The following is a 25,065-nucleotide window of genomic DNA, read 5'->3' on the forward strand; positions in this document are numbered from 1 at the left end:
AAGCACCAAGAGACGGAAGCCGGAATAGGCCAAACAGGTGCGAAGGACAGCCGGTTAAGCACTGACAACCGGTGATATAAGATAACCGGGGACCAGGCGGCGAATTGTTACCGAACCATCGAAAAGGCGCGATTACCGTAGATTTTCGATGGAATTATTCCGATTTCGACGACCATCGAGCACGATATCCGCGAAATCATCTCAGAGGAACGACCGCCGGGCCTCCCCCTCGAAGACCCGGCGGCTGACGCGGTCTTGTTCGCCCTCACCCCCACGAGGGCGAACAAGACCGTGGTGTCACGGCTCAAGGATGGGCGGGATACCGGCAAGCCGTCCCGTCCACCGCGGCAACGGGGGTCTGACGCGCGAGGGACCGGCTCAGGTTCCATTCACGCCAATCATCTTGCGAAACGTCCGTCATGACCCGCCTGAGCACGCAGGAGCGCAGCGGCTCCGGAAGCCGTTCCGCCGCGGGGACGACGTCGGCGGAGAACGTGGCCAGGTAGCGGGTGTCGAGTGTTCTGCCGTGCGCGATCCGGTCGATGTTGCGGTCGGCGATGAACCGTTCCGGATCGAGGACGGCCAGCCCGAGCAGCGCCGCGACGGCGGCTCCGATGGCCGCGCGCGGCAGCCAGGCCGACCGCAGCGGGATCAGGGATACAAGCACCAGCACGAAGACCAGCCCGATCCAGAGTTCACAGACCTCGACCAGCAGCCGCAGCACGGTGAACCCGTACGCCTGCTGATATGTCCACATGCGACTCAACGCCGAGGCGACCAGTACCAGGCTGAGGACGCTCAACGCGCCGAGCAGTCCGCGCTGCCAGACTCGGTCGGCCATCGTGGACTTCGGCGCCCAGCGCAACGCGGCGGCGACGAGCAGCAGGGTCAGCACGGTGATCGCGGAGAGCTGCCAGAACCCGCTCCGGGCGTATTCGGCCGCGGTCAGCCCGCTCGTGGCCAGGACGTAGTCGGTGCCGCCGAACAACACGACCAGGCGGACCACGACGAAACTGGTGAACAGCGCCACCAGCACACCCAGCGGCAACGTCCATTCGAGCCGGTGCTTGAGCCGTTTGCGTGGCGCGTCGTCAGCAGCGGGCAGCGGAGGCGCCGCCAGCAGATAGCACGCCCCTGACACGGCGAACGCGGCCACGACGAAGAAGAATCCCCAGCGGACGAACGTTCCTGGGCTCAGCTCGGGGATCACCGCGTCGACGACGTTCGCGAACGCGGCATCCGCGCCGCGCAGCAGCGGCACGAAGACCAGCAGCAGCAAGGCGCTGGCCAGCACCGGAACCAGGAACCTCGGCTTCGCGCGGCCTTCCTGTTTCTTGCCGAGCTTCGCGAGGCCGCGCCCGATCCAGGGGATCGAAAGCAGCGCTTCGATCGGAATCGCGAAGACGTCGTAGATGATCGTGTTCACCGTGCGTTTCCCGACCACGGCAAGGGACCCCGCGACAAGAGCGGCCAGTACGCACAACACGTTCAGCCAGACCGACGCGCGGAACATGCCGACCGCGAGCAAGCCGAGCGCGGCCACCGCCCAGACCGCGTTGACCAGACGGAAATGCGGTTCGGCGTCACCGCGGGCGTGCTTGTCGGCGAAGTAGACGGCCACCGCGAAGGCGAGCCCGGCCACGAACCAGCCTGCTCCGGGCTCGTCCGGCATGGCGAAGGCGGCGATCAGCCCGGCCGCGACCGCCGCGGGCAGGACGGAGCCGGGCAACGGGACGATCGCCGACTTGGGCGGCACGCGGGGCCGCATCAGCACCGGAACCGGGGGCGCGGGCGGCAGCGTGGCAGTCGTCCAAGGGGGTGACGCGTGCGCTTGCCGGTCTTCCTGCTCTTCGCTCATCGAATCCTCCAGTTTGCGAAAGCACATCCCGCCGTGTGCGCGGAGCCGATGCAAACGCGCGGCGGCGAATCAGGGAACGGGGATCACGACGCGGATGACACAGCCCTGCCGCCGCTCAGGGGTGACGACCGCGATGCTGCCGTCGTGGAGGTCGACCACCCACCGCGCGATCGCGAGCCCGAGGCCGGTGCCCCCGCCACCGGCCCGCTCGCCGCGGGTGAACCGCTCGAACACGCTGTCCCGCTCCCCCGGCGGGATCCCGGGACCTTCGTCTTCGACCTCGATGACGACGTCGGCCTCGCGGGCCTCCGCCCGCACCCGGACCTCTCCGCCGGCCGGGCCGTGCCGGACGGCGTTGTCGAGCAGGTTGACCACGACCTGGTAGAGCCGGCCGCGGTCGGCGACGGCGGTCGCGCCGGGCGGCTGGACGTCGACGGAGAAGCGCACTCCGCGACCGGTGGCCCCCGCTTCGGCGGCGACCTCGTCCAGCAGCAGTTCGAGATCGAACTCCTCCAGCTGCAACGGGAACGCGCCCGCGTCGATCCGCGAAAGATCGAGCAGTTCCGAGACGAGCCTGCCGAGCCGTTCGGTCTGCTGCAGCGCGGTCTTCAACGTCGCCGGATCGGGTTCGGCGACGCCGTCGACGAGGTTCTCCAACACGCCGTTCAGCGCGGTGATCGGCGTGCGGAGTTCGTGGGAGACGTTCGCGATCAGCTCGCGGCGGCGCTGATCCGAGGCGTCGAGGTCGGCGGCCATCTGGTTGAAGGCGTGCGACAGCTCTCCGACCTCGTCGCGGGCGGTGGCCCGGACCCGCCGGGTGTAGTCGCCCTTGGCCATCGCGCGGGCGGCGGCGGTCATCTCGCGCAGCGGCCTGGTCATCCCGTGCGCCAGGATCTGCGAGGTCACGACGGCGAGCACCATCGCGGCGATCGTGGTCCGCGGTGGCAGCCAGCCGATCTGCCAGTTGAAGAAGGCGAACGCGATACCACCCGAGGACACCAGCAGGATCGCGAGCTTGAGCTTGATGGAACGGACCGGGTCCAGCGGTCTCGGGAGCGCGTCGACGACGCGGCCGAGCAGCGGGCGAAGCTTCACGAGCCCACCTCCAGGGCATAGCCGACGCCGTGCACGGTGCGGATGAGGTCCGCGCCGAGTTTCCGGCGCAGCGCCTTGATGTGACTGTCGACCGCGCGGGTGCCCGAACCGGTGCCCGCGACGTCCCAATCCCAGACCTCGCTCAGCAGGCGTTCCCTCGGCTGCACCGCCCTCGGGCGTTTGGCGAAGTGGACGAGGAGGTCGAACTCGATCGGCGTCAGCTGGGCCTGGTTGCCCGCGCGCGTGACCCGCCGCTGCTCGACGTCGATTTCGAGGTCGCCGAGGACGATCTTCGTACCGGCGTCGCTCACGTCGGTCCTGGCCGCTCGTTCGACGCGGCGCAGCAGCGCGTGCACCCGCGCCGAGAGCACCCGCATGGAGAACGGCTTGGTGAGATAGTCGTCGGCACCGACGCCGAGACCGATCAGCATGTCCGTCTCATCCGATCGGGCGGTCAGCATCAGCACCGGGACCGGGCGGCGGGCCTGGATCCGGCGGCAGACCTCCAGCCCGTCGAACCCCGGCAGCATGACGTCGAGCACCACCAGATCCGGCTCGCGCTCGGCGTCGGTCTCGACGCCGGAAGGGCCGTCGTGCGCCAGGTCCACGGTGAATCCCTCGGCCCGCAGCCGCGCGGCGATGCTCTCGGCGATGGTCACGTCGTCCTCGACGACCAGCACCCGGCGTCCTCCCAGTTCCATGGGGATGACTGTAAGCACCGGCCGTGGAGACCATCCGGGTGAGCTGTGGAGATCCTGTGGAGATGTTTCGGCCGGTTTGCCGGATTGTCACGCCCGGGTATGTGACGCAGGTCATGCACCAGGAGCCCTCGAGCGCAATCGACAGTCTGCGCTCCGACGCCATCAACAGTGAACAGTCTGCCAGTCCCACCCGCGCGGCGCGGGCGAGCACGATTCCGCAATGGAGCCGACGGCACGCGGTAGACAGCACGTGCATCCTGATGGCCGGGTGGAACTCGGCGAGGTCGAGTCCTTGAAGGACAGCCGCTTCTACAACGAAGAACTCGCCCCGGTCCCGGTCGAAAAGCGGACCTGGACCACCTACACCTACTTCGCGCTGTGGATGGGCATGGCGCACAACATCCCGTCCTACGCGCTCGCGGCGTCGCTGATCGCGCTCGGGATGAACTGGGTACAGGCGCTGCTCACGATCACCATCGGCAACCTGATCGTGCTGATCCCCATGCTGCTCAACAGCCACGCCGGGACGAAGTACGGCATCCCCTTCCCGGTGTTCGCCCGCGCCTTCTTCGGCATGCGCGGCGCGAATCTGGCGGCGTTGCTGCGGGCGTTCATCGCGTGCGGCTGGTTCGGCATCCAGACCTGGGTCGGCGGCGAGGCGATCTACATCATCGTCGGACGGCTGGCGGGCTCCGGCTGGAAGAACTCCACCGTCGTCCTGGGCCAGCACTGGACGCTGTGGCTGTCGTTCGGGGTCTTCTGGGTGATCCAGATGCTCATCATCTGGCGCGGTATGGAGGCGGTCCGGAAATTCGAGAACTGGACGGCGCCGCTGGTGTCGGTCGGCTTCCTGATCCTGCTGGGTTACGTGCTGGTCAAGGCGGGCGGGCTCGGCCCGATCCTGGCCGAGCCAGGGAAACTCGGCTGGGGGCCGGACTTCTGGAAGGTGTTCGCCCCGGCGCTGATGGCGATGATCGCGTTCTGGTCGACGCTTTCGCTGAACATGCCGGACTTCACCCGCTTCGGCGGCAGCCAGGGCAAGCAGGTCCGCGGTCAGATCCTCGGCCTGCCGACCACGATGACGTTCATCGCGATCGTGGCCATCCTGACCACCTCGGGCGGCAGCGTCCTCTACGGCGAGCAGATCTGGGACCCGGCGAAACTGGCCGACCGGTTCGACTCCCCGGTCGTCGTGGTGGTCGCGCTGATCGCGCTGGTGCTGGCGACGGTGTCGGCGAACCTGGCGGCGAACGTGGTCAGCCCGTCCTACGACTTCTCCAACGCGTTCCCGAAGAAGATCACCTTCGCCGTCGGGGGGCTGATCACCGGCATCATCGGCATCCTCATCCAGCCGTGGCGGCTCTACTCCGACCCGAACATCTACATCTTCGCGTGGCTCGGTTTCTACGGCGGCCTGCTCGGCGCGATCGCCGGGGTGCTCGTCGCCGGCTACTGGGTGATCAACCGCACGCGCCTCAACCTGCGGGATCTCTACACCGAACGCGGCATCTACTGGTTCACCGGCGGCTGGAACTGGCGGGCGCTGGTCGCGACGCTGGTCGGCGCCGTCCTCGCGGTCGGCGGCGCGTACGGCGGGCCGTTCCCCGCCGACGGGCTGATTCCGCTGCTGAAACCGCTCTACGACTACAACTGGGTCGTCGGCCTGGCGGGCGCTTTCGTCGTCTACCTGCTGCTGTCCCTGCCCGAACGCAACCGCACCACCGAGATCGAGGAGGATGCAAGTGAGCGACGTGGTCCGAGCCGGATTGATCCAGCAGCGGTGGACGGGTGACAAGGAGTCCATGATCGCGAACGCGGTCGAAGCCATCGGCAAGGCCGCCTCGCAGGGCGCGCAGGTGGTCTGCCTGCAGGAGTTGTTCTACGGCCCGTACTTCTGCCAGGTGCAGGACACCGACTACTACTCCTACACCGAAGGCATCCCCGACGGGCCGACGACGAAGCTCATGCAGGAGGTCGCCGAACGCCACGGCGTCGTGCTGGTCGTCCCGATGTACGAGGTCGAGCAGCCCGGCGTGTACTACAACACCGCCGCGGTGATCGACGCCGACGGCACCTACCTCGGCAAGCACCGCAAGAACCACATCCCGCAGGTCAAGGGCTTCTGGGAGAAGTTCTACTTCCGGCCAGGGAACATGGGCTACCCGGTGTTCGACACCGCCGTCGGCCGCATCGGCGTCTACATCTGTTACGAGCGGCACTTCCCGGAGGGCTGGCGCGCGCTGGGCCTGGCGGGCGCGAAGATCGTGTTCAACCCGTCGGCGACCAGCCGGGGCCTTTCGGAGTACCTGTGGCGGCTGGAGCAGCCCGCGGCCGCCGTCGCGAACGAGTACTACGTCGGCACGATCAACCGTGTCGGCGTGGAACCCTTGGGCGACAACGACTTCTACGGCCAGTCGTATTTCGCGGATCCGCGCGGCCAGCTCGTCGGCGAGGCCGCTTCCGACACCGAGGAGGAGATCGTCGTCCGGGACCTCGACATGGCGAAACTCGCCGAAGTCCGGGATCTTTGGGCCTTCTACCGAGACCGCCGTCCCGACAGCTACGGACCCCTCGCGGAGGCGTGATGACCACCCTCATCAGCGGCGGGCAGGTGCTGTCCACGATGGGCGCTTCGGCGGCGGACGTCCTCGTCGACGGCGAGACGATCTCGGCCGTCGGCGCGCCCGGCACGCTCGGGCCCGCCGACTCGATCATCGACGCCACCGGGAAGTACGTGCTGCCCGGCGGGATCGACGCGCACACGCATATGGAGATGCCGTTCGGCGGCACGCATTCCGTCGACACCTTCGGCACCGGGACGACGGCGGCGGCGTGGGGCGGGACGACCACGATCATCGACTTCGCCGTCCAGGCCAAGGGAACGTCGCTGTTGTCCACTATGGACAAATGGCACGAGAAGGCCGACGGCGACTGCGCCATCGACTACGGCTTCCACATGATCGTCTCCGACGTCAACGATTCGTCGCTGAAGGAGATGCAGGCCTGTGTCGACGGCGGGGTCGGCAGTTTCAAGATGTTCATGGCGTATCCGGGGGTGTTCTACTCCACGGACGGCGAGATCCTGCTGGCCATGCAGAAGGCGCGCGAGATCGGCGCGACGATCATGATGCACGCGGAGAACGGCATCGCGATCGACCAGCTGGCCGCGCAGGCGTTCGCGGCCGGGAAGATCGACCCGGTGCAGCATGGGCTCACCAGGCCACCGGAGCTGGAGGGCGAGGCGACCTCGCGGGCGATCCAGCTGGCCAAGGTGACCGGGGCGCCGCTGTACATCGTGCATCTTTCGGCATCTCAGGCGCTGGCCGCGGTCGCGGAAGCGCGTAACGATGGGCAGAACGTCTTCGCGGAGACGTGTCCCCAGTATCTCTATCTGTCCATCGAGGACTTGGCGAAACCGGATTTCGAGGGCTCGAAGTACGTCGCCTCTCCCCCGTTGCGCGAGAAATCGCATCAGGCGGATCTGTGGCGAGGGCTGCGCACCAACGATCTCTCGGTGGTCTCCACGGATCACTGTCCGTTCTGTTTCAAGGACCAGAAGGAACTCGGCCGCGGCGACTTCCGCGCGATCCCCAACGGGATCCCCGGCGTCGAGCACCGGATGGACCTGCTGCACCAAGGGGTCTTGGCGGGCGAACTCACCCTCGGCCGCTGGGTCGAGACCTGCTCGACCACCCCGGCGCGGATGTTCGGGCTGTACCCGCGCAAGGGCGTCATCGCGGCGGGTTCGGACGCGGACATCGTCGTCTACGACCCGGCGGCGAAACAGACCTTGTCGGTCGAGACACACCACATGAACGTGGACTACTCGGCCTACGAGGGCATGGAGATCACCGGCAAGGTCGAGACGGTGCTCTCGCGCGGGCGCGTGGTCGTGTCGCCGTCCGGCTTCTCGGGCAGTACGACGCACGGGAAATTCCTCTCGCGCGACCTGAACCAGTACCTGAACTGAGGCGGTGGCCGTGGATTTCGGGATAGTTCTCCAGACCGACCCGCCCGCCCGCGACCTCGTGCGGCTGATGAAGGCCGCCGAGGACCAGGGTTTCCGCTACGGCTGGACGTTCGATTCGTGCGTGCTGTGGCAGGAACCGTTCGTCATCTACTCGCAGATCCTCGCGGCGACGTCGTCGATGATCGTGGGCCCGATGGTGACCAGCCCGGCCACCCGGGACTGGTCGGTGATGGCGTCGACCTTCGCCACGCTCAACGACATGTACGGCAACCGGACGGTCTGCGGCATCGGCCGAGGTGACTCGGCGCACCGGGTGGTCGGCCTGCCACCGTCCACTTTGGCCACCGTGCGTGACTGCATGCACGTGGTCAAGGAACTCGCCGAAGGACGCGAAGTCCTGTTGCGGGACAAGCCGGTCCAGATCCCCTGGATCCGCAACGGCCGACTCGAAATGTGGATGGCGGGATACGGGCCGAAGGCGCTGAAGACGGTCGGCGAGCACGCCGACGGCTTCATCCTCCAGTGCGCCGATCCCGCGATCACCCGGTGGACCATCGGTTCGGTCCGTGAGGCCGCCCGCGCGGCCGGGCGGGATCCGGCGGGGATCACGATCTGCCTCGCGGCCCCGGCGTACGTCGGCGACGATCTGGCGCATCAGCGGGAACAGTTGCGCTGGTTCGGCGGGATGGTCGGCAACCACGTCGCGGATCTCGTGGCACGGTACGGCGATTCCGGGCCGGTACCGCATGAACTGACCGATTACATCCGCGAGCGGCAGGGCTACGACTACTCGCACCACGGGCGGGCGGGGAATCCCTCGACCGACTTCGTCCCGGACGAGATCGTGGACCGGTTCTGCCTCCTCGGGCCGTCTTCGGCGCATGTGGAACGCCTGGAGGAGCTGGCTTCGCTCGGTGTCGACCAGTTCTCGCTATACCTGATGCACGACCAGCGCGAAGAAACCCTGAAGCGCTACGGCTCGGAGGTCATCAACCGCTGACTCCCCGCATTTCGTCCTCTGAATGCGTTCTACCGCATTCGGAGGACGAAATGCTGGGGGAGGTCAGCCGGTGAACCAGGTGGCGAGGGACTCGCGCAGGCCGCCGACGTCGTCACCTGCCCAGGCGACGTAGCCGTCCGGGCGGATCAGGAGGACGTCGGCGGGCCGGTTCTCGGCCTTCGCGGTGTGGACGTCCACCAGCCCCTGTGCGAGTTCGCGGAGTTCCGGTCGCCCGGCGAGGTCCAGCAGGACCGGCCGCGCCGGACGCAGCAGCTCGGCGACGCTAGTCGCGCCCTCGTCGGTCTCCAACGCGAGATCCGGGACGAACGTGCCGGCGAGCGCGTGCCCGGAGCCCGGCATCGGGTAACGCGTGTCGGTCCCGGCGACGTGGGAGGCCAGCCGTCGCGCTGCCTGCTCGTCGTCCAGCAGTTCCTGGAAGACCGCGCGGAGCGCTTCAGCCGCCGCGTCGTGCCCGCGCCGCAACGCGACCTGCGCCTGGGACTGCAGGAGCGCACGCGCCCCGGCGGCGTGCCGTTCGGCGTGATAGGTGTCCAACAGTCCTTCCGGAGCCCGGCCTTGGATCTCCGCGGCCAGCTTCCACGCGAGGTTGACCGAGTCGGACATGCCGACGTTGATCGCCGTGCCGGTGGACGGCAGCAGGTGGGCCGCGTCGCCCGCCAGCAGGATCCGGCCTTCGCGGTAGCGCTCCGCCTGGCGGGCGGAGAACTGGTAGCGCGAGAGCCGGACCGGGTCGCCCAGCGGGACGTCCCCGCCGAGCACCCGCCGGATGCTGTCCCCGAGTTCGGTCAGGGTCATCGGCACGTCGTCGTCGATCTCGCCGGGGTCGTCCTCGGTGGTCTGGATGAACAGGATCCCCGGAGTCAGCGAGCCGAGCGCGAACACACCCGCGTCGGTACGGGTGAAACCCGCCTTGATCCGGCCCAGTTCCGGCGTCTCGATGTCGCCGTTGTCGTGGACGGTCAGCCCGTCGGGGATCTTGACCTGCCCGATCCGGTTGACCTCGGGATAGGTGGTGCCGGGGAAACCGATCCCGGCCATCGCCCGAACCGGGCTGCGTCCGCCGTCGCAGCCCGCCAGGTACGGGGCGGTGACCTCGTACGCGCCGTCCGGGCCGCGCACCTCGGCGGTCACCGACTCGTCGTCCTGGCGCAGCCCGACGACTTCGTGCCCGCGACGCACCTCAGCGCCGAGCTCGATGGCGTGCACCTCCAGCAGCCGCTCCAACGACTGCTGCCGTACCGACAGCGCCTTCAGCGGCGGCTCCTCGAACCGGGTGAGGTCGACGTGCACCCCACCGAACGGGAACCGATGCGGCGGGACGGGGTCGGTGACGAGCCCCCGTACCCGCTCCAGCAGGCCGCGATACCGCAGCAGGTCCAGGATCTGCCCGCTGAGCCCGTGGGCCTTCGGAGTCGTCCCCTGTTCCGGCCGCCGTTCCAGGACCAGCGGGCGCGCACCGGCCAGCCGCAGTTCGGCGGCCAGCATCAGACCGGTCGGGCCGGCACCCACGATGATCACGTCGACGTCCGTCAAATCTTCACTCCTGTTCGGCCTGTTCTCGCTACGACCGAGGATTCTGCGGCATCACGGGGGTCTTGCCGCAAGGCCCCCGGTGCGCTATATGTTGAACATGGAGGGGCGTACCCCACCATTTTTCCGGGTACGAGCACCAGGGATCGCGCGCCCGCGAGGCGCGACGCTGGAGCGGTGACCAGAATCCGCATAGCCACTGTGTTCACTCTCACCGCACTCGCCGCCGTCACTCTCGCGCCCGCGGTCTCCGCCGCGCCGAAGGGTCTCGCCTGGGGTCCCTGTCCGTCCGGATCGCCGCCGGGTCACGACTGCGCCGAGATCGAGGTCCCGTTGTCCTATCAGGACCCGGGCGGACCTCGGATCACGATCGCGCTCGGCCGTCTGCCGGCGACGGACCAGAAGCACAAACGCGGCACCCTCTTCACCAACCCCGGCGGCCCCGGGAACCCCGGGCGCTTCAGCAAGTTCCAGACCCCGGCTCTGCACCGGCAGTTCGACATCGTCGGCTTCGACCCGCGCGGTATCGGCGCCAGCACGCCGGTCCGCTGCTTCACCGGCGACGCGGAAACCGAGCCGCTCAAACGAATCCTGGGGAACTTCCCGATCACCGCCGAGCAGGAGACCCGGCATTTCGCCGACGTCCGCGAAGTCACCGCTTCCTGCGGCCGCAACGCCGGGCCGCTGCTCGGACACCTGTCGACCGCGAACGTCGCCAGGGATCTCGACAGGCTGCGCGACGCCGTCGGCGAGCCCCGCCTGCGCTACTACGGGCTTTCCTACGGCACCTACCTCGGCGAGGTGTACGCCAACCTGTTCCCGCATCGCGTCGGTGCCTTGGCACTGGACGCCGTCAACGATCCGATCGCCTGGTCCACCGGCCACCGTCCGGAGGACGCGAACGTCCCGTTCAGCACCAGGCTCGGCGGCTTCCGGGACGCGGACCGCGCGCTCCAGGCGTTCCTCGACGCGTGCGCGGCCGACACCCGGTGCGCGTTCCGCGAGCCGGGGAAGGACCTGCGGGCCAAGTACGACACACTCCTCGACCGGCTCGAAGCCACACCGGGACCGGTCACCTATCAGGAGGTCATCCGGCGTACTCACAACGCACTGACCGACGAGGCCCGTTCTCCCGCGCTGGCGGAATTCCTTCAGTCCGTGACGAAACCCGTTGCGGCGAAAGCCATCACGACGCCCTTCGACTCCGCGATGGGTGGCGGCGGGACGATCTGCGCGGACACGACGAACCCGCGTGACCCGGCCGCCTGGCCTCGCGCGGCCCGCGCGGCCGACCGGGAAAGCCGCGGTTTCGGTTCGTACGACGCGTATCTCTCCCTGCCGTGCGCCTTCTGGCCTGCCTCCGATCCGGCGCGGTACACGGGACCGTGGAACCGGCCGACCGCGCCGATCCTGTTGCTGGCCAACGGCAAGGGCGACCCGGAAACGCCGTACGCCGGGGCGAAACGGACCGAACGCATCCTCGGCAACGCGCGGCTCCTGACGCTGGACGCCTGGGGGCACGGCGCCGCGAACCGCAGCGCCTGTGTCGACGCGGCTCTCGACGCCTATCTGTCGTACGGACGCCTTCCGGCGCGCGGCACCGTGTGCGCCCCGGATCACGCGCCGTTCGACGCCAGGTAGGCCCTGGCGGTGTCCTCGTCGGTGAGCCAACCGGCGTAGTCGACGGGGTCGGAGAAGATGTTCGCGAACCGGCGTGCCACCTCGGGCGCCGTCCGCGCGGCTTCCAGGGTGGCCAGCACGTGATCCGGCGGCGGAGCGAGCAGATCGTTGCTCAGCCGGGTCGCGTGCTGTGCCTTTTCCCAGTATGCGGCGAAAGTTCCGCGCAGGAACGCTTCGTCGAACGGACGGTCGTCGTGGTCGAGGATGCGCCGTTCGTAGACCGCGGCCGCGTGCGCCGCCATGTTCGCGCCCTGTCCGGCGATCGGGTCGTTCGTCACCGCGGCGTCACCCATCGCCAGGACCTTCGCCCCTGACGGCAGTGTCCCGACCGGGTCGCGGACGATCGGCAGGACCCGGCCGCGAAGGACGTCCAGCGGCCCGCTGGGGAGGGCGTCGGCGAGCGACTCCTCGACCCACGGGAACTGCCTGCGCAGCAACGTCATCGCGAGCGCGAAATGCTCGTCGACATCGGTGACGCCGTCCCAGACGTCCATGGGGCCGCCGGGCACGCCGAAGAACCCGAGACCGAAGACGGGTCCGCGCACGGACTGGATCGGCAGCCCGAACAACTCACCGGCCGGGGACAGCCCGAACGTCAGGCCCGGATACACCGGAAGCGGCTCTTCCCTGCCCGAGTCCAGGTACAGGATCCCGATGGTGCGCTGCGGCTCGCGGTGCGGGGAACGGGCGTCGTCACGGCAGAAGAGGGCGTCGAACTGCGGTCCCCGTCCGGCCGCGACCAGCACGAGTTCGAATTCGCGGGCGTACTCCTCCAGCCCGTCCGGCGTCACCTTGCCGATCCGCACCTCGCCGCCGCGTTCGGCGAAGGCGGTCAGCCAGGCGGACACCTTGACCCGCTGATCGACCGACTGCGCGGGATGGTCGAACCGGGCCTGCCACGAGACGGCGGGCTCCGGGGAGTCCCCGGCGAGCCCGAACGACGCGCCGAGGATCTCCGGGGCCTGTCCGTCCCAGAAGTTGATGCCCAGCGCGCGTTCCCGGGTCAGCGCGGGATGGAACACGCACTGGTTCGAGATGAGCTTGCCGTCCCGCATCGTTTCGGCGTCGCGGTCGGTGACCACCGTGACGGCGTATCCGTGCCGCTGCAGGCCCAAGGCCAGGACCAGTCCGGCTTGACCGGCTCCGACCACCACGATCCGGCGCATGGGCTCCCCCTCAGTCGAGCAAGGCTTGATACACCAGGTTCCTCAATTCGACGCGGATCGGATAGGTCGACGACGGCAGCAACTGGGTGAAGAACAGGACCGTGATGTCCTCGTCCGGATCGATCCAGAACGCGGTGCTCGCCGCGCCACCCCAGGCGAATTCCCCGGCGCTGGCAAGGGTCTTGGCCTTCACCGGGTCGTCGAGCACGGAAAAGCCCAGGCCGAAGCCGAAACCGTCGTACGGTGCCTCCGAGAACCCCGTCCGCCCGCACGTCTCCAGGTCCACGCCGCCGGGCAGGTGGTTGGTCGCCATGAGCCGCACCGTGCGCGGGCCGAGCAGTCGGACGCCGTCGAGTTCGCCGCCGCGCACCAGCATCTGGGTGAAACGGTGGAAGTCACCCGCCGTGGAGACCAGCCCTCCGCCGCCCGAGAAGCACGAGGGCTTCACGCGGCCGACGGCGCCCAGCTCGTCGTGCCGGAACGGCTCCTTGGTGGCGGGATGCGGCACGTAGAGCGCGGCCAGCCGGTCGAGATCGCTTTCGGCGGCCTGGAATCCCGTCTCGTGCATGCCGAGCGGGGTGAAGATCCGCTCGGCGAAGAAGACGTCGAGCGACTGGCCGGAGACGACCTCGATCAGCCTGCCGAGGATGTCCGTCGCGACCGAATAGTTCCATTCCGAACCCGGCTGGAACAGCAACGGCAGCCGCGCGATCGCCTCGGACACCCCCGCCAGATCGAGCCCCGGCGCGGTGCCGAAGTCGAACCCCGCCTCGCGGTAGGCCGCGTCGACCGGATGCGTGCGGTGGAAACCGTAGGTGAGCCCAGCGGTGTGGGTGAGCAGATGCCAGAGGCGGATCGGTTCGGTGGCGGGCACGGTCGCCTGCTTCACCGACGAGCCACCGGCGAAGACCCGCGGTTCCGCGAACTCCGGCAACCAGCGGGAGATCGGGTCCTTGAGGTCGATGAGGCCGTCTTCGACGAGCATCATCGCGGCGACGGACGTGACCGGCTTGGTCATCGAGTAGACGCGCCAGATCGTGTCGGTCTCGACCGGCAGCCCCGCCTCGATGTCGCGCTGCCCGTTCGACGCGAGATGCGCGACCTTCCCGTTCCTGGTCACCACGGCCAGATACCCGGGGAGCCGCTTTCGCTCCAGGTATCGGTCGAAGTGCTCGTCGATCCGGCGCAGCCGCTCCCCGTCGAAACCCACTTCGGCCGGGTCGACGTCCACCTTCAGCTCGATCATGCGACCGAGGCTACGCGTTCCGCTCGGCCTGTTTCTCCAGTCGCCACGCCTCGTCGGTCTTCCCGATCCGCCAGTATCCGGAGATCGACAGCAGGTCGCGCCGCATGCCCCGGTCGTCGAGCAGATGACGCCGCAGGTCCCGGACGAACCCGGCCTCACCGTGGACGAACGCCTGCACGACACCCTCATGCCAGTCGAGCGCGCGAACGGCGGCCGCGAGATCGTCACCCCGGCTCCGGTGCAGCCAGGTGATCCGCGCGTCGCCCTTGGTGGTCAGAGACTGCTCTTCGGCGGCGTCCTCCACCAGGATGAACGCGTGCACAGGCACCCCGGCCGGCATCGCCTCGAGCGAAGCGGCGATCGCGGGCAGGGCGCTCTCGTCCCCCGCGAGCAGATGCCAGTCGGCCTCCTCGCCCGGCGCGTACGCCCCGCCGGGTCCGGAAATGAGGAGTTCGTCGCCCGGTTTCGCGGCGGCGGCCCACGGCCCGGCGACGCCCTCGTCACCGTGGTGGACGAAGTCGAGCACCAGCTCGCCGAGGTTCGGGTCGAAGGCGCGGACGGTGTACGAGCGCATCCGCGGCCACTGCTCGCGTGGCAGCTCTTCGCGAACGCGGGCGAGGTCGAACGGTTCGGGATAGGTGACGCCGGGCACCCGGAAATGCACCTTGACGTAGGCGTCGGTGAAGTCGTTGGGCCGGAACGAGGCGATCTCTTCGCCCCCGGCGACGATCCGGACCATGTGCGGGGTGATCCGCTCGGTGCGCAGCACCCGCAGGCGGGTCGCCGACACCGCTCTCCGCGCCTCGGCCATGCACACTTCCTTTCCTGGGTTAGGTGAACCTAACCGAGCGTACGCCTCTCGCCGCCGGGCCGGGCGAGGTCTCCCATCATCCGATCAAAGTCCTCGCCGACCCGTTCGGCGAATCCGGCGAAGAACCGGTTCGCCAACGGAACCGCCCAACGGCTCCAGGTGGCGACGTTGTACACCCGGTGGGTCACCCGGGCACCGGCCGGATCCTCCTCGACGGTGTACTCGCCGCGATACCACCAGCCACCCTGCTGGGCGAGGAAACGACGCTCGGCATCCAGCTCGAAGCCGGGGTTGTACGGCTGCGCCCGCAACGTCTCCGCGAGCCGGGTGAAGACCTCGGCGGCCGAAGCCGGGACCACACCGGACACCTCGACCAGGAGCTTCACGAAGCCCTCGCGGCCGGATCGCTCACCCGGGTGTTTTGGAACGACGCGACGCGCCAGCCATCGGACTCCTCCACGAGGACGTACGTCAGCGTCGATTCTCGGCCCGGCTCCGGCTTGTCGTCCGACAGCGACGATCCGCCGCCGGACACGACGATCGCGACGTCCGGCCGGAGGAACCGGACCTTCGGCTCGCCGCCGCCCTTCACCAGTTTCGATCCCCTGAGCGGTCCCTCGAACAAGGACCGGTGCGCGCTCTCGATCAACGCCCGGCCGGGCATGTTCATCCCGAAAAAGGTCACGTAGTCGGCGTCTTCGGTGAAGAGCGACGCGTACGCGGTCGCGTCACCGTCGTTCCACGCGTCGGCCAACTCGCCTAGCACGGCCAGGACTTCGGTCTGTCGTTCGGTCATGACTTCCTCCAGTTGGACGAACAGTGTTCGTTTGACGAACACCGTTCTACAGACGAACGGCGTTCGCGTCAAGTAGAGTTTCCCTCGAACCCCGGATCAGGAGGGCGGACCAAGTGAGCAGGCCCCGGCGTCGCGCCGAGAAACCCGTGCTGTCCCAGGAACTCGTGGTGAAGACCGCACTGGACCTCCTCGCCGCCGAGGGACTGGAGGCGGTGAGCATGCGGCGCGTGGCCCAGGCGCTGGAGACCGGACCGGCGTCGCTCTACGCCCACGTCGCGAACAAGGAAGAGCTCCACGAGCTGATGGTCGACCACGTCCTCGCCTTCGGCCCGTTCCCCGAGCCCGATCCGGAACACTGGGTCGAACAGGCGAAAGAGCTACTGCGCGACAACGTGCGCGCGCTGACGTCGGTCCCCGGGATCGCCAAGATCGCGTGGGCCATCCCCGTCCCGGTCGGCGCGAACGCCCTGCAGCAGGCCGAAGCGATGCTCGCGGTACTGCGTGCCGGCGGTCTCGATCTCAAGCGGGCACTGTTCGCCGCGGACGCGTTATGGCTCTACGCCAAGGCTTTCGCGTACGAAGGAGCCGGCTGGCAACACGGCGACATCGACCTGGCCGAACAGGAGGAACGCGGCAATCGGATGGTCGAGTACCTGACGTCGTTCCCGCCCGGCGCCTTCCCGAACCTGCTGGCTTCGGGTGAGTACTTCACCGCGGAGACCGCGCAGGAACGCTTCGAGTTCGCCATCGATCTCTTCTTGCGCGGCTTGGCCTCGCGTGTGTCGTCCATCCAGTCACGCGTGTCGTCCGTCTGATCACGCGTGTCGTCCGGTCAATCACGTGAGCCGGCGCACCAGACCGTCGGCCAGCAACCGTCCACGATCGGTCAGCACCGCACGTCCCTGACCGTCCAAAGCGGACTGATCCAGCAGTCCTTCGGTGGCGGCGGCGCGGGCTTCGGTCCGGCCGTCGTCGTCGAGCGCGTCGAGCGGAAGCCCTTCGGACAGCCGGAGTTCCAGCATCACCCGTTCCAGATGCCGGTCCTCGTCGGTCAGCAGTTCTCGGCCCGCGGCCGGTGATTCCCCGGCGGCGAGAGAGGCGGCGTAGCGGGCCGGGTGCTTCACGTTCCACCACCGGACGCCGCCGACGTGACTGTGCGCGCCGGGCCCGGCGCCCCACCAGTCACCGCCGCGCCAGTAGCCGATGTTGTGCCGGCAGCGGGCTTCTTCCGAAGTCGCCCAGTTGGACACCTCGTACCAGCGCAGTCCCGCCGAGGCGAGGACGCGGTCGATCATCTCGTAGTCGGCGGCCAGCACGTCGTCGTCCGGCGCGGGCAGTTCGCCGCGGCGGATGCGCCGGGCGAGCGCGGTGCCCTCTTCGACGATCAGCGCGTACGCCGAGACGTGGTCCACCCCGGCGGCCAGCACCGCGTCCAGCGAAGCCTGGAGATCTTCGGTCCGCTCCCCCGGCGTGCCGTAGATGACGTCGAGGTTGACGTGCTCGAACCCCGCGGCGCGGGCCTCTTCGGCGGCCGTGACCGGACGGCCCGCGGTGTGCACGCGGTCGAGGATCTTCAGCACGTGCTGTGCGGCCGACTGCATCCCGAGCGAGATCCGGTTGTAGCCGGCGTCACGGATGCCCGCGAAGAACTCGGGCGAGGTGGACTCGGGATTGGACTCCGTCGTCACCTCGGCCTCCGGCGCGAGCCCGAAGGTGTCACGAACGGCGTCAAGGACGCTTCGGAGCCCGTCGGCGCCGAGCAGGGACGGGGTGCCGCCGCCGACGAAGACGGTGTCGACCGCGGGCGGCTTCCCCAGCACGCGCGCGGCGAGATCGAACTCGCGCTTGAGGCCTTCGAGCCAGGATTGCGGCGACGAATCGCTGTCCAGCTCGCCGGCGGTGTAGGTGTTGAAGTCGCAGTAGCCGCAGCGGGTCGCGCAGAAGGGGACGTGCACGTAGACACCGAACGGCCGGGTGCCGAGCCCTTCCAGCGCGCTCTCGGGGAGCGTGGACTCGACGGGCGTGGTGGTTTCGGGCAGCAACGCGGGCACACTTCAGTGTCCCCCACGCCGTGAAGGCCTCCTTCCCCGGGGAAAGAGGCCTTCACGAGACGGGGCTACCTGTCGGCGACGCGCACCTCGACCGACGTGGAGCGAGATCAGCCTGCACCAACGCGGCGAACCCATCGGCGCATGCGCAACTCCGCGTCCTCTGTGGATCGGAAATCGAACCGGCGGCGCCGGCGGCCCGGCGCGGCCTCACTCACCCGAAGCGGTATCAGGCCAACCCGTTCGCGGCCAGCCATTCCGGGGACGGCGGGATCACCTGGATGATGTCGATCAGGAATCCGTTCAGGTCCTCGATGTAGAAGTGCCGCTGGCCGAACTCCTCGTCCACGAGTTCGGTCACGATCTTGACCCCCTCCTCGCGCAGCCGCTCGTATTCGGCCGCCGCGTCGTCGACCATGAAGCCGACCATGGAGCCGGCCGCTTCCTGCGCCCGCCATGGCTCCGGCGTGGCCTGGTGACCACGTTTGGCGAAGCTCATCTCATAGCCGGGGACGCCGACGTTGAGGCTGGAGAACCAGTCGAGCTCGATCGTCACCGTCAACTGCATGTGCCGCTTCCACCAGGCGGTGGTCTCGGCGATGTCGTCGACGAGCACACAGGCACCGAAACCGCTGAGTTGCATCTGGTGTTTCCTCCCGGTTCTAAACCACTTGATGCGTAGTACTATAGACATAGTGGTTTGACTGAGGCAAGGAGAATGTTCCGATGCGACAGAACCCGGAGCGGCGGACCGCGCTGACCGACGCCGCCATCACCGTCCTGGCCCGCGAGGGCGCCCGCGGGCTCACCTATCGCGCCGTGGACGTCGAAGCGGACGTCCCGCCGGGAACGACGTCCAACTACTTCCGCAACCGCGACCAGTTGCTCGGCGAGGTCGGCGTCCGCGTGCACGAGCGACTGTCGGCCCCGGCCGACGTGATGGCGAACCCGCAGGCGGAGTCGCCGTCCCACGACCGGGTCGGCGTCCTGCTCGGCGAGCTCATGGGGCGGCTGACCGCCCACCGCGAGCCCTACCTCGCCCTGCTCGAACTCCGGCTCGAAGCCACCCGGCGCCCGGATCTCTCGGCCGAGCTGACCAAGACCATCCGCGAAGGCATCGATCTGAGCGTCGACTGGCACATCGCGGCGGGGATGCCGGGCGGGCGCCCCGAGGTCCTGCTGATGTACCTCGCGCTGACCGGCCTCACCGTCGAACGGCTCACCCTGCCCGAGGTGCTCGCGGACGTCTCCGACGAGGACGTCATCCGGATCATCGTGGACCGCGTCCTCCCGTCGTGAGGGGCGCGCGTTCTGCGTCACAGTGCCCGGGCGCGAACCCGGGCTTGACCTTCAAAGCAGCCCTCTGACCAGCCAAAAGAGTCGATTCCGGACGGTGTTCCCAGTATTCGGACCGGCCTGGACCACATAGTGGGCGCGTGGCACGCTGAATCAATGACCCGCGCCGGAATCACCCTCGTGGCACGCCGCCACGTGGACCTCCGTCGTGTGGCGAGCGCGCTCTGTGCGACGAACCGCTGACTCCCCGCCACCACCACGATCTGCCGGAGGACTCCCATGTCGTCGCCCACGCGCGAGACCCCTGCCCGCACGCCCCGGGTGAAACAGAAACGGGGCGAGGGACAGTGGGCGTTGGGGTATCGCGAACCCCTGAACCCCAATGAGCGGTCCAAAAAGGACGACAACCCGCTCAACGTCCGGGCCCGGATCGAGAACATCTACGCCCGCGGCGGCTTCGACTCGATCGACCCGGGTGACCTCCGCGGCCGGTTCCGCTGGTTCGGTCTCTACACCCAGCGCAAGCCGGGGATCGACGGCGGCCGCACCGCGACGCTGGAACCCGAGGAGCTCGACGACCGCTACTTCATGCTGCGGGTGCGGCTCGACGGCGGCGCGCTGACCACCGACCAGCTCGCCGTGCTCGCCGAGATCTCGCAGACCCACGCGCGCGACACCGCCGACATCACCGACCGGCAGAACATCCAGTACCACTGGATCCAGATCGAGGACGTCCCGACGATCTGGGCGAAGCTCGAAAAGGCCGGGATGACCACGATGGAGGCGTGTGGCGACAGCCCGCGCGTCATCCTCGGCTCCCCCGTCGCGGGCATCGCCGCCGACGAGATCATCGACGGCACCCCCGCGATCGACGAGATCAAACGCCGCTACATCGGCGACCCGCGCTACTCGAACCTGCCGCGCAAGTTCAAAACCGCGGTCTCCGGGCAGCAGGACGTCGCGCACGAGATCAACGACGTCGCCTTCGTCGGCGTGAACCACCCCGAGCACGGCCCCGGCTTCGACGTCTGGGTCGGCGGCGGCCTGTCCACCAACCCGATGATCGGGCAGCGGCTGGGCGCCTGGGTCTCCCTCGACGAGGTCCCCGACGTGTGGGAAGGCGTGATCAGCGTCTTCCGCGACTACGGCTACCGTCGGCTCCGCGCCCGTGCCCGGATCAAATTCCTGGTGAAGGACTGGGGTGCCGCGAAGTTCCGCCAGGTGCTGGAAGACGAGTACCTCAAGCGCAAGCTGACCGACGGCCCGGCCCCCGAGGTGCCCGCCGCCCAGATCGACCACGTCGGCGTGCACCCGCAGATCGATGGGAAGTTCTACGTCGGCGCCGCGGCGGTCGCGGGCCGTGTGTCCGGCGCCACCCTGCTGGCGGTCGCGAAGGCCGCCGAGCGGGCCGGGTCGAACCGCGTCCGCCTGACCCCGCACCAGAAGCTCGTGGTCCTCGACGTCCCCGAGGCCGAGGTGAACGGGCTGAAGAGCGAGCTGTCCGAACTCGGCTTGGAGACCGAGCCGTCGCCGTGGCGCCGCGGGATCATGGCCTGCACCGGCCTGGAGTTCTGCAAACTCGCGATCGTCGAGACCAAGGCCCGCGCGGTCGAACTGGTCACCGAACTCGAGAAGCGTCTCGCCGACATCCAGGCCGAGATCGAGAACCCGGTGACCGTGCACCTCAACGGCTGCCCCAACTCGTGCGCCCGCGTCCAGACCGCCGACATCGGGCTCAAGGGCCAGATCGTCACCGACGAGGACGGCAAGCAGGTCGAGGGCTTCCAGGTGCACCTCGGCGGCGGGCTCGGCCTCGACGCCGGGTTCGGCCGGAAATTGCGCGGGCACAAGGTGACCGCGTCGGAGCTGACCGCGTACGTCGAACGGGTCGTGCGGGCGTACATCGCCGGCCGCGAACCCAGCGAGCGCTTCGCCCAATGGGTCCTGCGGGCCGACGAAAGCGTCTTGCAATGACCGAACGCGCGACCCCGTACTACTGCCCTTTCTGTGGCGATGAAGACCTGCGGCCCGAAGAGGGCGGCTCGTGGCTGTGCTCGGGCTGCCGCCGGGTCTTCACCGTGAAGTTCCTCGGACTGTCCTTTCCGGAGGTGTCGCAAGGATGACCGCCACTGCCGACTACAAGACACTCGCCGAACGGGCCTCGAAGGAGCTCGCGGAGGCGACCGCGACCGAAGCCCTGCGCTGGACCGCGGAAACCTTCGGCGACGACTTCATCGTCGCCTCGAACATGCAGGACGCCGTTCTCATCGATCTGGCCACCCAGGTCAAACCCGACGTCGACGTGCTGTTCCTGCAGACCGGCTACCACTTCCCGGAGACCATCGGCACCCGTGACGCGGTGCAGGCGGTGTACCCCGGGGTGCGGATCGTCAACGCCCAGGCCGCGCAGAGCGTCGCCGAACAGGACGCCGAGTACGGCCCGAAGCTGCACGAGCGCGACCCGAACCAGTGCTGCCAGCTCCGCAAGGTGGTGCCGCTGCGGAACACGCTCGCGAAGTACTCGGCGTGGGTGACCGGCGTCCGCCGCGTCGACGCGCCGACGCGCGCGAACACCCCGATCGTCACCTGGGACGACCGCAATGGACTGGTGAAGATCAACCCGATCGCGCCGTGGTCCGACGACGAGTTCAGGGACTACATCGACGAGCACGGGATCCTCGAGAACCCGTTGGTGTCCATCGGTTATCTGTCGATCGGCTGCGCGCCGTGCACCGCGAAGGTCGCTCCGGGCCAGGACCCGCGCAGCGGCCGGTGGGCGGGGCAGGGCAAGACCGAGTGCGGTTTGCACGGGTGAGAAGGGACGACATGACCACGCTCGAACCAGTCGCCGCCGCGGCACAGGACAACCTGGCGGCCTTGGAATCCGAGGCCATCCACATCTTCCGCGAGGTGGCGGGCGAGTTCGACCGGCCGGTGATCCTCTTCTCCGGCGGCAAGGACTCGACGCTCCTGCTGCACCTGGCGATCAAGGCGTTCTGGCCGGCTCCGGTGCCGTTCCCGTTGCTGCACGTGGACACCGGGCACAATTTCGACGAGGTCATCGACTTCCGCGACCGCGTCGTCGAGCAGCATGGGCTGCGGCTGGTGGTGGCGAAGGTCCAGGACTGGATCGACGACGGCAGGCTCGAGGAGCGCGCCGACGGGATGCGCAACCCGCTGCAGACCACGCCGCTGCTCGACACCATCGCCGAGAACAAGTTCGACGCCGTCTTCGGCGGCGGACGCCGCGACGAGGAACGCGCCCGCGCCAAGGAGCGGATCTTCAGTCTCCGCAACTCCTTCGGCCAGTGGGAGCCGCGACGGCAGCGCCCCGAACTGTGGAACCTCTACAACGGCCGTCACCGCCCCGGCGAGCAGGTCCGCGTCTTCCCGCTGTCCAACTGGACCGAGGCGGACGTCTGGAACTACATCGCGCGGGAGAAGGTCGAACTGCCGTCGATCTACTACGCGCACCGGCGCGAGGTCTACCAGCGCGACGGCATGTGGCTGGCCGAAGGTCCGTGGGGCGGGCCGCGGCCGGAAGAGGTCGTCAAGGAACTGACCGTGCGCTACCGGACCGTCGGCGACGGTTCGTGCACGGGCGCCATCGAATCGACCGCCGCCACGGTGGACGAGGTCATCGCCGAGGTCTCGGCCTCCCGGCTCACCGAACGCGGCGCCACCCGTGCCGACGACCGGATGTCGGAGGCGGCGATGGAAGACCGCAAGCGGGAAGGGTACTTCTGATGTCCAGCCTCCTCAGGCTCGCGACCGCGGGCAGCGTGGACGACGGGAAGTCGACCCTGGTCGGGCGGCTCCTGTACGACACCAAATCCGTCCTCGCCGACCAGCTGGACGCGGTCACCCGCGCCAGTGTCGACAAAGGACTGTCCACACCAGACCTTTCACTGCTCGTGGACGGCCTGCGCTCGGAACGCGAGCAGGGCATCACGATCGACGTGGCGTACCGGTACTTCGCGACGCCCAGGCGCAGTTTCGTGCTCGCGGACACGCCGGGGCACGTGCAGTACACCCGGAACACGGTGACCGGGGCGTCCACCGCGCAGCTGGCCGTGCTGCTGGTCGACGCGCGCAAGGGCGTCATCGAGCAGACCCGCCGTCACGCCGCGGTGCTCGCGCTGCTGGGCGTCCCGAACCTGGTGCTGGCGGTCAACAAGATCGACCTCGTCGGCTACGACGAAGCGACGTTCACCGTCATCGCCGAGGAGTTCGCCGAGCACGCCGCGTCGCTGGGCTACGAGCGCGGTTCCGTGCTCGCGGTGCCGGTTTCGGCGCTGGTGGGCGACAACGTGGCGGAGAAGTCGGACAAGACCCCGTGGTACTCCGGCCCGACGCTGCTGGAGCACCTGGAAACCGTGCCGGTGGCGCCGGATCCGCACGATTCGGCGTTCCGCTTCCCGGTGCAGTACGTGATCCGGCCGCGCACGGCCGATCACCCCGACTATCGCGGGTACGCGGGGCAGATCGCGGCGGGCACCGTCCGGCCCGGCGACGAGATCGTCGTGCTGCCGCAGGGAATCCGCAGCCGGGTGAAAGCCATCGACACCGCCGACGGGCCGCTCGCCGAAGCCGGCGCCGGTACCTCGGTGACCCTGTTGCTCACCGGCGACGTCGACATCTCGCGGGGCGACCTGATCGCCGCCGCCGACCGGCAGCCGACGGTGACCGACGAGATCACCGCGACCCTGTGCTGGCTCTCGGCCAAGGCGCTCAAACCGGGCGCGCGGGTACTGGTGAAGCACGGGACGCGGACGGTGCAGGCCCTCGTCGGCGAGCTCCACGCGCGGTTCGACGAGCAGACCTTGTCCAGTGTGGACGATCCGGGCACGTTGGAGCTCAACGACATCGGCCGGGTCACGCTCCGGCTGGCCGAGGAGATCGGCGTCGACGACTACGGCGTCAGCCCGCGGACGGGCGCTTTCCTGGTCATCGATCCGAAGGACGGCGATACACTGGCGGCCGGACTCGTCGGCGAAAGGTTCGCATGACCCCAAGCCCCACTCCGCCGATGGTCGCGGTCGCTCACGGCAGCCGCGATCCGCGGTCCGCCGCGACCATCCGCGCCCTGCTCGACGTCTCCCGTGGACTGGCGCCCGGTCTCGACATCCGTGAGTCCTTTTTGGACCTGTCGGAGCCGCTGCTCACCGACGCCCTGCGCGGCCTTTACGCCGAGGGGCATCGCGAGGTCGTCGTGGTGCCTCTCCTGCTCGGCGTGGCCTACCACGCCAGGGTCGATCTGCCCGCGCTCGTCGCCGAGGCGACTGCGGACTGCCCTGGCCTCGATGTGCGGGTTTCCGGGGTGCTGGGCATCGACCCGCTCATCGAGACGGTCGCGCTGGACCGGCTCACCGAGGCGGGCGCCGAACTGGACGATCCCGGGCTTGGTGTCCTGCTGGCCGGCGTCGGTTCGTCGAACGTCGCGGCGAACGACGCGGTCGCCGGGATCACCACGCGCTGGCACCTGCGTCGCGGGCTGCTCGCGACACCCGCCTTCGCCAGCGCCGCGCAGCCGGATGTGTCCGCCGCCATCGCGCGGCTGCGGCTCAACGGCGCGCAGCGGCTCGCGGTCGCGGGCTGGTTCCTCGCGCCGGGGCTCCTGCCGGACCGGATCGCGCGCCTGGCCCGCGAAGCCGATCCATCGGTGATCGTCGCCGGGCCGCTGGGGCCGGATCCGCGGATCGCCGGGCTCGTCCTGGACCGCTACGACGTCGCCGCGGCCAGGCTCGCCGCCTGATCGTCATCGGCACAGTAGAACGTTTCGTCCCGTTCGGACCCTTGATACCAATCTTCGGTGGGTTCCGTTCCCAGTTCCGTGACACCCCGCGT

Annotated in this window: 25 protein-coding genes; 14 read left to right on the forward strand and 11 right to left on the reverse strand. The window is 68.8% G+C overall.

Annotated features, from left to right (window positions below):
* Positions 1 to 304 precede the first annotated feature (304 nt).
* The 3 genes from ACLJQ7_RS16055 to ACLJQ7_RS16065 all read right to left on the reverse strand — a co-directional run bounded on the left by ACLJQ7_RS16055 (position 305) and on the right by ACLJQ7_RS16065 (position 3,633).
* On the reverse strand, positions 305 to 1,858 hold the full coding sequence (locus ACLJQ7_RS16055; RefSeq protein ID WP_410649001.1) for a DUF4153 domain-containing protein: 1,554 nt from the start codon (positions 1,856 to 1,858) through the stop codon (positions 305 to 307).
* A 69-nt stretch (positions 1,859 to 1,927) separates the two neighbouring features.
* The gene (locus ACLJQ7_RS16060; RefSeq protein WP_410649002.1) at positions 1,928 to 2,953 is read right to left on the reverse strand and encodes an ATP-binding protein; all 1,026 of its coding nucleotides are present in this window, start codon (positions 2,951 to 2,953) and stop codon (positions 1,928 to 1,930) included.
* A complete protein-coding gene (locus ACLJQ7_RS16065; protein ID WP_340688479.1) occupies positions 2,950 to 3,633 on the reverse strand; it encodes a response regulator transcription factor in 684 nt (227 codons plus the stop codon). The genes ACLJQ7_RS16060 and ACLJQ7_RS16065 overlap by 4 nt, the downstream gene beginning before the upstream one ends.
* A 241-nt stretch (positions 3,634 to 3,874) precedes the next feature.
* On the opposite strand from ACLJQ7_RS16065, the gene ACLJQ7_RS16070 reads away from it, so the two are divergent.
* The 4 genes from ACLJQ7_RS16070 to ACLJQ7_RS16085 are packed head-to-tail and all read left to right on the forward strand — an operon-like array spanning position 3,875 to position 8,624.
* The gene (locus ACLJQ7_RS16070) at positions 3,875 to 5,446 is read left to right on the forward strand and encodes an NCS1 family nucleobase:cation symporter-1 (RefSeq protein WP_410649003.1); all 1,572 of its coding nucleotides are present in this window, start codon (positions 3,875 to 3,877) and stop codon (positions 5,444 to 5,446) included.
* Positions 5,397 to 6,239: a nitrilase-related carbon-nitrogen hydrolase gene (locus ACLJQ7_RS16075; protein ID WP_034316377.1), complete on the forward strand. Its 843-nt coding sequence runs from the start codon at positions 5,397 to 5,399 to the stop codon at positions 6,237 to 6,239. The genes ACLJQ7_RS16070 and ACLJQ7_RS16075 overlap by 50 nt, the downstream gene beginning before the upstream one ends.
* Positions 6,239 to 7,624, forward strand: coding sequence for a dihydropyrimidinase (hydA, locus tag ACLJQ7_RS16080; RefSeq protein WP_410649004.1), 1,386 nt, complete (start codon positions 6,239 to 6,241; stop codon positions 7,622 to 7,624). Before ACLJQ7_RS16075 ends, hydA begins: the two co-directional genes overlap by 1 nt.
* Before the next feature lie 10 nt (positions 7,625 to 7,634).
* A complete protein-coding gene (locus ACLJQ7_RS16085) occupies positions 7,635 to 8,624 on the forward strand; it encodes a TIGR03842 family LLM class F420-dependent oxidoreductase (protein WP_410649210.1) in 990 nt (329 codons plus the stop codon).
* A 63-nt stretch (positions 8,625 to 8,687) separates the two neighbouring features.
* Here ACLJQ7_RS16085 and ACLJQ7_RS16090 read toward each other — a convergent pair whose 3' ends face one another.
* Positions 8,688 to 10,178, reverse strand: a complete 1,491-nt coding sequence (locus ACLJQ7_RS16090) for an FAD-dependent monooxygenase (RefSeq protein WP_410649005.1) — start codon at positions 10,176 to 10,178, stop codon at positions 8,688 to 8,690.
* A gap of 174 nt (positions 10,179 to 10,352) precedes the next feature.
* On the opposite strand from ACLJQ7_RS16090, the gene ACLJQ7_RS16095 reads away from it, so the two are divergent.
* The gene (locus tag ACLJQ7_RS16095; RefSeq protein ID WP_410649006.1) at positions 10,353 to 11,816 is read left to right on the forward strand and encodes an alpha/beta hydrolase; all 1,464 of its coding nucleotides are present in this window, start codon (positions 10,353 to 10,355) and stop codon (positions 11,814 to 11,816) included.
* Here the strand turns inward: ACLJQ7_RS16095 and ACLJQ7_RS16100 are convergent.
* The 5 genes from ACLJQ7_RS16100 to ACLJQ7_RS16120 are packed head-to-tail and all read right to left on the reverse strand — an operon-like array spanning position 11,792 to position 15,874.
* Positions 11,792 to 13,021 (reverse strand): styrene monooxygenase/indole monooxygenase family protein, encoded by a 1,230-nt coding sequence (locus ACLJQ7_RS16100; RefSeq protein ID WP_410649007.1) that lies wholly within the window; start codon positions 13,019 to 13,021, stop codon positions 11,792 to 11,794. The two genes, ACLJQ7_RS16095 and ACLJQ7_RS16100, sit on opposite strands and share 25 nt — an antisense overlap.
* 10 nt (positions 13,022 to 13,031) lie before the next feature.
* Positions 13,032 to 14,267 carry a serine hydrolase domain-containing protein gene (locus ACLJQ7_RS16105; RefSeq protein WP_410649008.1) on the reverse strand — a complete coding sequence of 412 codons (1,236 nt, stop codon included), beginning with the start codon at positions 14,265 to 14,267 and terminating at the stop codon, positions 13,032 to 13,034.
* Between the two features lie 10 nt (positions 14,268 to 14,277).
* A complete protein-coding gene (locus ACLJQ7_RS16110) occupies positions 14,278 to 15,078 on the reverse strand; it encodes a siderophore-interacting protein (RefSeq protein WP_410649009.1) in 801 nt (266 codons plus the stop codon).
* Between the two features lie 29 nt (positions 15,079 to 15,107).
* Entirely contained in the window at positions 15,108 to 15,464 is a 357-nt protein-coding gene (locus tag ACLJQ7_RS16115) for a hypothetical protein (RefSeq protein WP_410649010.1), read from the reverse strand.
* Positions 15,461 to 15,874 carry an SgcJ/EcaC family oxidoreductase gene (locus tag ACLJQ7_RS16120; protein ID WP_410649011.1) on the reverse strand — a complete coding sequence of 138 codons (414 nt, stop codon included), beginning with the start codon at positions 15,872 to 15,874 and terminating at the stop codon, positions 15,461 to 15,463. The genes ACLJQ7_RS16115 and ACLJQ7_RS16120 overlap by 4 nt, the downstream gene beginning before the upstream one ends.
* Before the next feature lie 113 nt (positions 15,875 to 15,987).
* Between ACLJQ7_RS16120 and ACLJQ7_RS16125 the strand changes: the two genes are divergently transcribed.
* Positions 15,988 to 16,689, forward strand: a complete 702-nt coding sequence (locus ACLJQ7_RS16125; RefSeq protein WP_410649012.1) for a TetR/AcrR family transcriptional regulator — start codon at positions 15,988 to 15,990, stop codon at positions 16,687 to 16,689.
* Positions 16,690 to 16,710: 21 nt separating this feature from the next.
* Here ACLJQ7_RS16125 and hemW read toward each other — a convergent pair whose 3' ends face one another.
* Both hemW and ACLJQ7_RS16135 read right to left on the reverse strand, forming a co-directional pair.
* Entirely contained in the window at positions 16,711 to 17,925 is a 1,215-nt protein-coding gene (gene hemW / locus ACLJQ7_RS16130; protein WP_410649013.1) for a radical SAM family heme chaperone HemW, read from the reverse strand.
* Positions 17,926 to 18,151: 226 nt separating this feature from the next.
* Positions 18,152 to 18,565 (reverse strand): VOC family protein, encoded by a 414-nt coding sequence (locus ACLJQ7_RS16135; protein ID WP_410649014.1) that lies wholly within the window; start codon positions 18,563 to 18,565, stop codon positions 18,152 to 18,154.
* Between the two features lie 83 nt (positions 18,566 to 18,648).
* Here ACLJQ7_RS16135 and ACLJQ7_RS16140 point away from each other — a divergent pair, with 83 nt between their 5' ends.
* The 8 genes from ACLJQ7_RS16140 to ACLJQ7_RS16175 all read left to right on the forward strand — a co-directional run bounded on the left by ACLJQ7_RS16140 (position 18,649) and on the right by ACLJQ7_RS16175 (position 24,973).
* Positions 18,649 to 19,221, forward strand: coding sequence for a TetR/AcrR family transcriptional regulator (locus ACLJQ7_RS16140; protein WP_410649015.1), 573 nt, complete (start codon positions 18,649 to 18,651; stop codon positions 19,219 to 19,221).
* 153 nt (positions 19,222 to 19,374) lie between these two features.
* Positions 19,375 to 19,461: a putative leader peptide gene (locus ACLJQ7_RS16145; protein WP_360907593.1), complete on the forward strand. Its 87-nt coding sequence runs from the start codon at positions 19,375 to 19,377 to the stop codon at positions 19,459 to 19,461.
* 36 nt (positions 19,462 to 19,497) lie between these two features.
* A complete protein-coding gene (locus tag ACLJQ7_RS16150) occupies positions 19,498 to 21,192 on the forward strand; it encodes a nitrite/sulfite reductase (RefSeq protein WP_410649016.1) in 1,695 nt (564 codons plus the stop codon).
* The gene (locus ACLJQ7_RS16155; protein WP_034316341.1) at positions 21,189 to 21,341 is read left to right on the forward strand and encodes a hypothetical protein; all 153 of its coding nucleotides are present in this window, start codon (positions 21,189 to 21,191) and stop codon (positions 21,339 to 21,341) included. Before ACLJQ7_RS16150 ends, ACLJQ7_RS16155 begins: the two co-directional genes overlap by 4 nt.
* Entirely contained in the window at positions 21,338 to 22,033 is a 696-nt protein-coding gene (locus ACLJQ7_RS16160) for a phosphoadenylyl-sulfate reductase (RefSeq protein WP_410649017.1), read from the forward strand. Before ACLJQ7_RS16155 ends, ACLJQ7_RS16160 begins: the two co-directional genes overlap by 4 nt.
* 11 nt (positions 22,034 to 22,044) lie before the next feature.
* Positions 22,045 to 22,965, forward strand: a complete 921-nt coding sequence (cysD, locus tag ACLJQ7_RS16165; RefSeq protein ID WP_410649018.1) for a sulfate adenylyltransferase subunit CysD — start codon at positions 22,045 to 22,047, stop codon at positions 22,963 to 22,965.
* Positions 22,965 to 24,227: a sulfate adenylyltransferase subunit 1 gene (locus ACLJQ7_RS16170; protein ID WP_410649019.1), complete on the forward strand. Its 1,263-nt coding sequence runs from the start codon at positions 22,965 to 22,967 to the stop codon at positions 24,225 to 24,227. Before cysD ends, ACLJQ7_RS16170 begins: the two co-directional genes overlap by 1 nt.
* Positions 24,224 to 24,973: a sirohydrochlorin chelatase gene (locus ACLJQ7_RS16175; protein ID WP_410649020.1), complete on the forward strand. Its 750-nt coding sequence runs from the start codon at positions 24,224 to 24,226 to the stop codon at positions 24,971 to 24,973. The genes ACLJQ7_RS16170 and ACLJQ7_RS16175 overlap by 4 nt, the downstream gene beginning before the upstream one ends.
* Positions 24,974 to 25,065: the final 92 nt, after the last annotated feature.

This window comes from Amycolatopsis sp. cmx-4-54 (assembly GCF_046548895.1).
Classification (GTDB): domain Bacteria; phylum Actinomycetota; class Actinomycetes; order Mycobacteriales; family Pseudonocardiaceae; genus Amycolatopsis.

Coding starts and splice junctions, on each gene's coding strand:
- ACLJQ7_RS16055 (WP_410649001.1), bottom strand. CDS start 1,858: ATGAGCGAAGAGCAGGAAGACCGGCAAGCGCACGCGTCACCCCCTTGG.
- ACLJQ7_RS16070 (WP_410649003.1), top strand. CDS start 3,875: ATGGAGCCGACGGCACGCGGTAGACAGCACGTGCATCCTGATGGCCGG.
- hydA (WP_410649004.1), top strand. CDS start 6,239: ATGACCACCCTCATCAGCGGCGGGCAGGTGCTGTCCACGATGGGCGCT.
- ACLJQ7_RS16100 (WP_410649007.1), bottom strand. CDS start 13,021: ATGCGCCGGATCGTGGTGGTCGGAGCCGGTCAAGCCGGACTGGTCCTG.
- ACLJQ7_RS16105 (WP_410649008.1), bottom strand. CDS start 14,267: ATGATCGAGCTGAAGGTGGACGTCGACCCGGCCGAAGTGGGTTTCGAC.
- ACLJQ7_RS16110 (WP_410649009.1), bottom strand. CDS start 15,078: ATGGCCGAGGCGCGGAGAGCGGTGTCGGCGACCCGCCTGCGGGTGCTG.
- ACLJQ7_RS16120 (WP_410649011.1), bottom strand. CDS start 15,874: ATGACCGAACGACAGACCGAAGTCCTGGCCGTGCTAGGCGAGTTGGCC.
- ACLJQ7_RS16135 (WP_410649014.1), bottom strand. CDS start 18,565: ATGCAACTCAGCGGTTTCGGTGCCTGTGTGCTCGTCGACGACATCGCC.
- ACLJQ7_RS16140 (WP_410649015.1), top strand. CDS start 18,649: ATGCGACAGAACCCGGAGCGGCGGACCGCGCTGACCGACGCCGCCATC.
- ACLJQ7_RS16145 (WP_360907593.1), top strand. CDS start 19,375: ATGACCCGCGCCGGAATCACCCTCGTGGCACGCCGCCACGTGGACCTC.
- ACLJQ7_RS16150 (WP_410649016.1), top strand. CDS start 19,498: ATGTCGTCGCCCACGCGCGAGACCCCTGCCCGCACGCCCCGGGTGAAA.
- ACLJQ7_RS16155 (WP_034316341.1), top strand. CDS start 21,189: ATGACCGAACGCGCGACCCCGTACTACTGCCCTTTCTGTGGCGATGAA.
- ACLJQ7_RS16160 (WP_410649017.1), top strand. CDS start 21,338: ATGACCGCCACTGCCGACTACAAGACACTCGCCGAACGGGCCTCGAAG.
- cysD (WP_410649018.1), top strand. CDS start 22,045: ATGACCACGCTCGAACCAGTCGCCGCCGCGGCACAGGACAACCTGGCG.
- ACLJQ7_RS16170 (WP_410649019.1), top strand. CDS start 22,965: ATGTCCAGCCTCCTCAGGCTCGCGACCGCGGGCAGCGTGGACGACGGG.
- ACLJQ7_RS16175 (WP_410649020.1), top strand. CDS start 24,224: ATGACCCCAAGCCCCACTCCGCCGATGGTCGCGGTCGCTCACGGCAGC.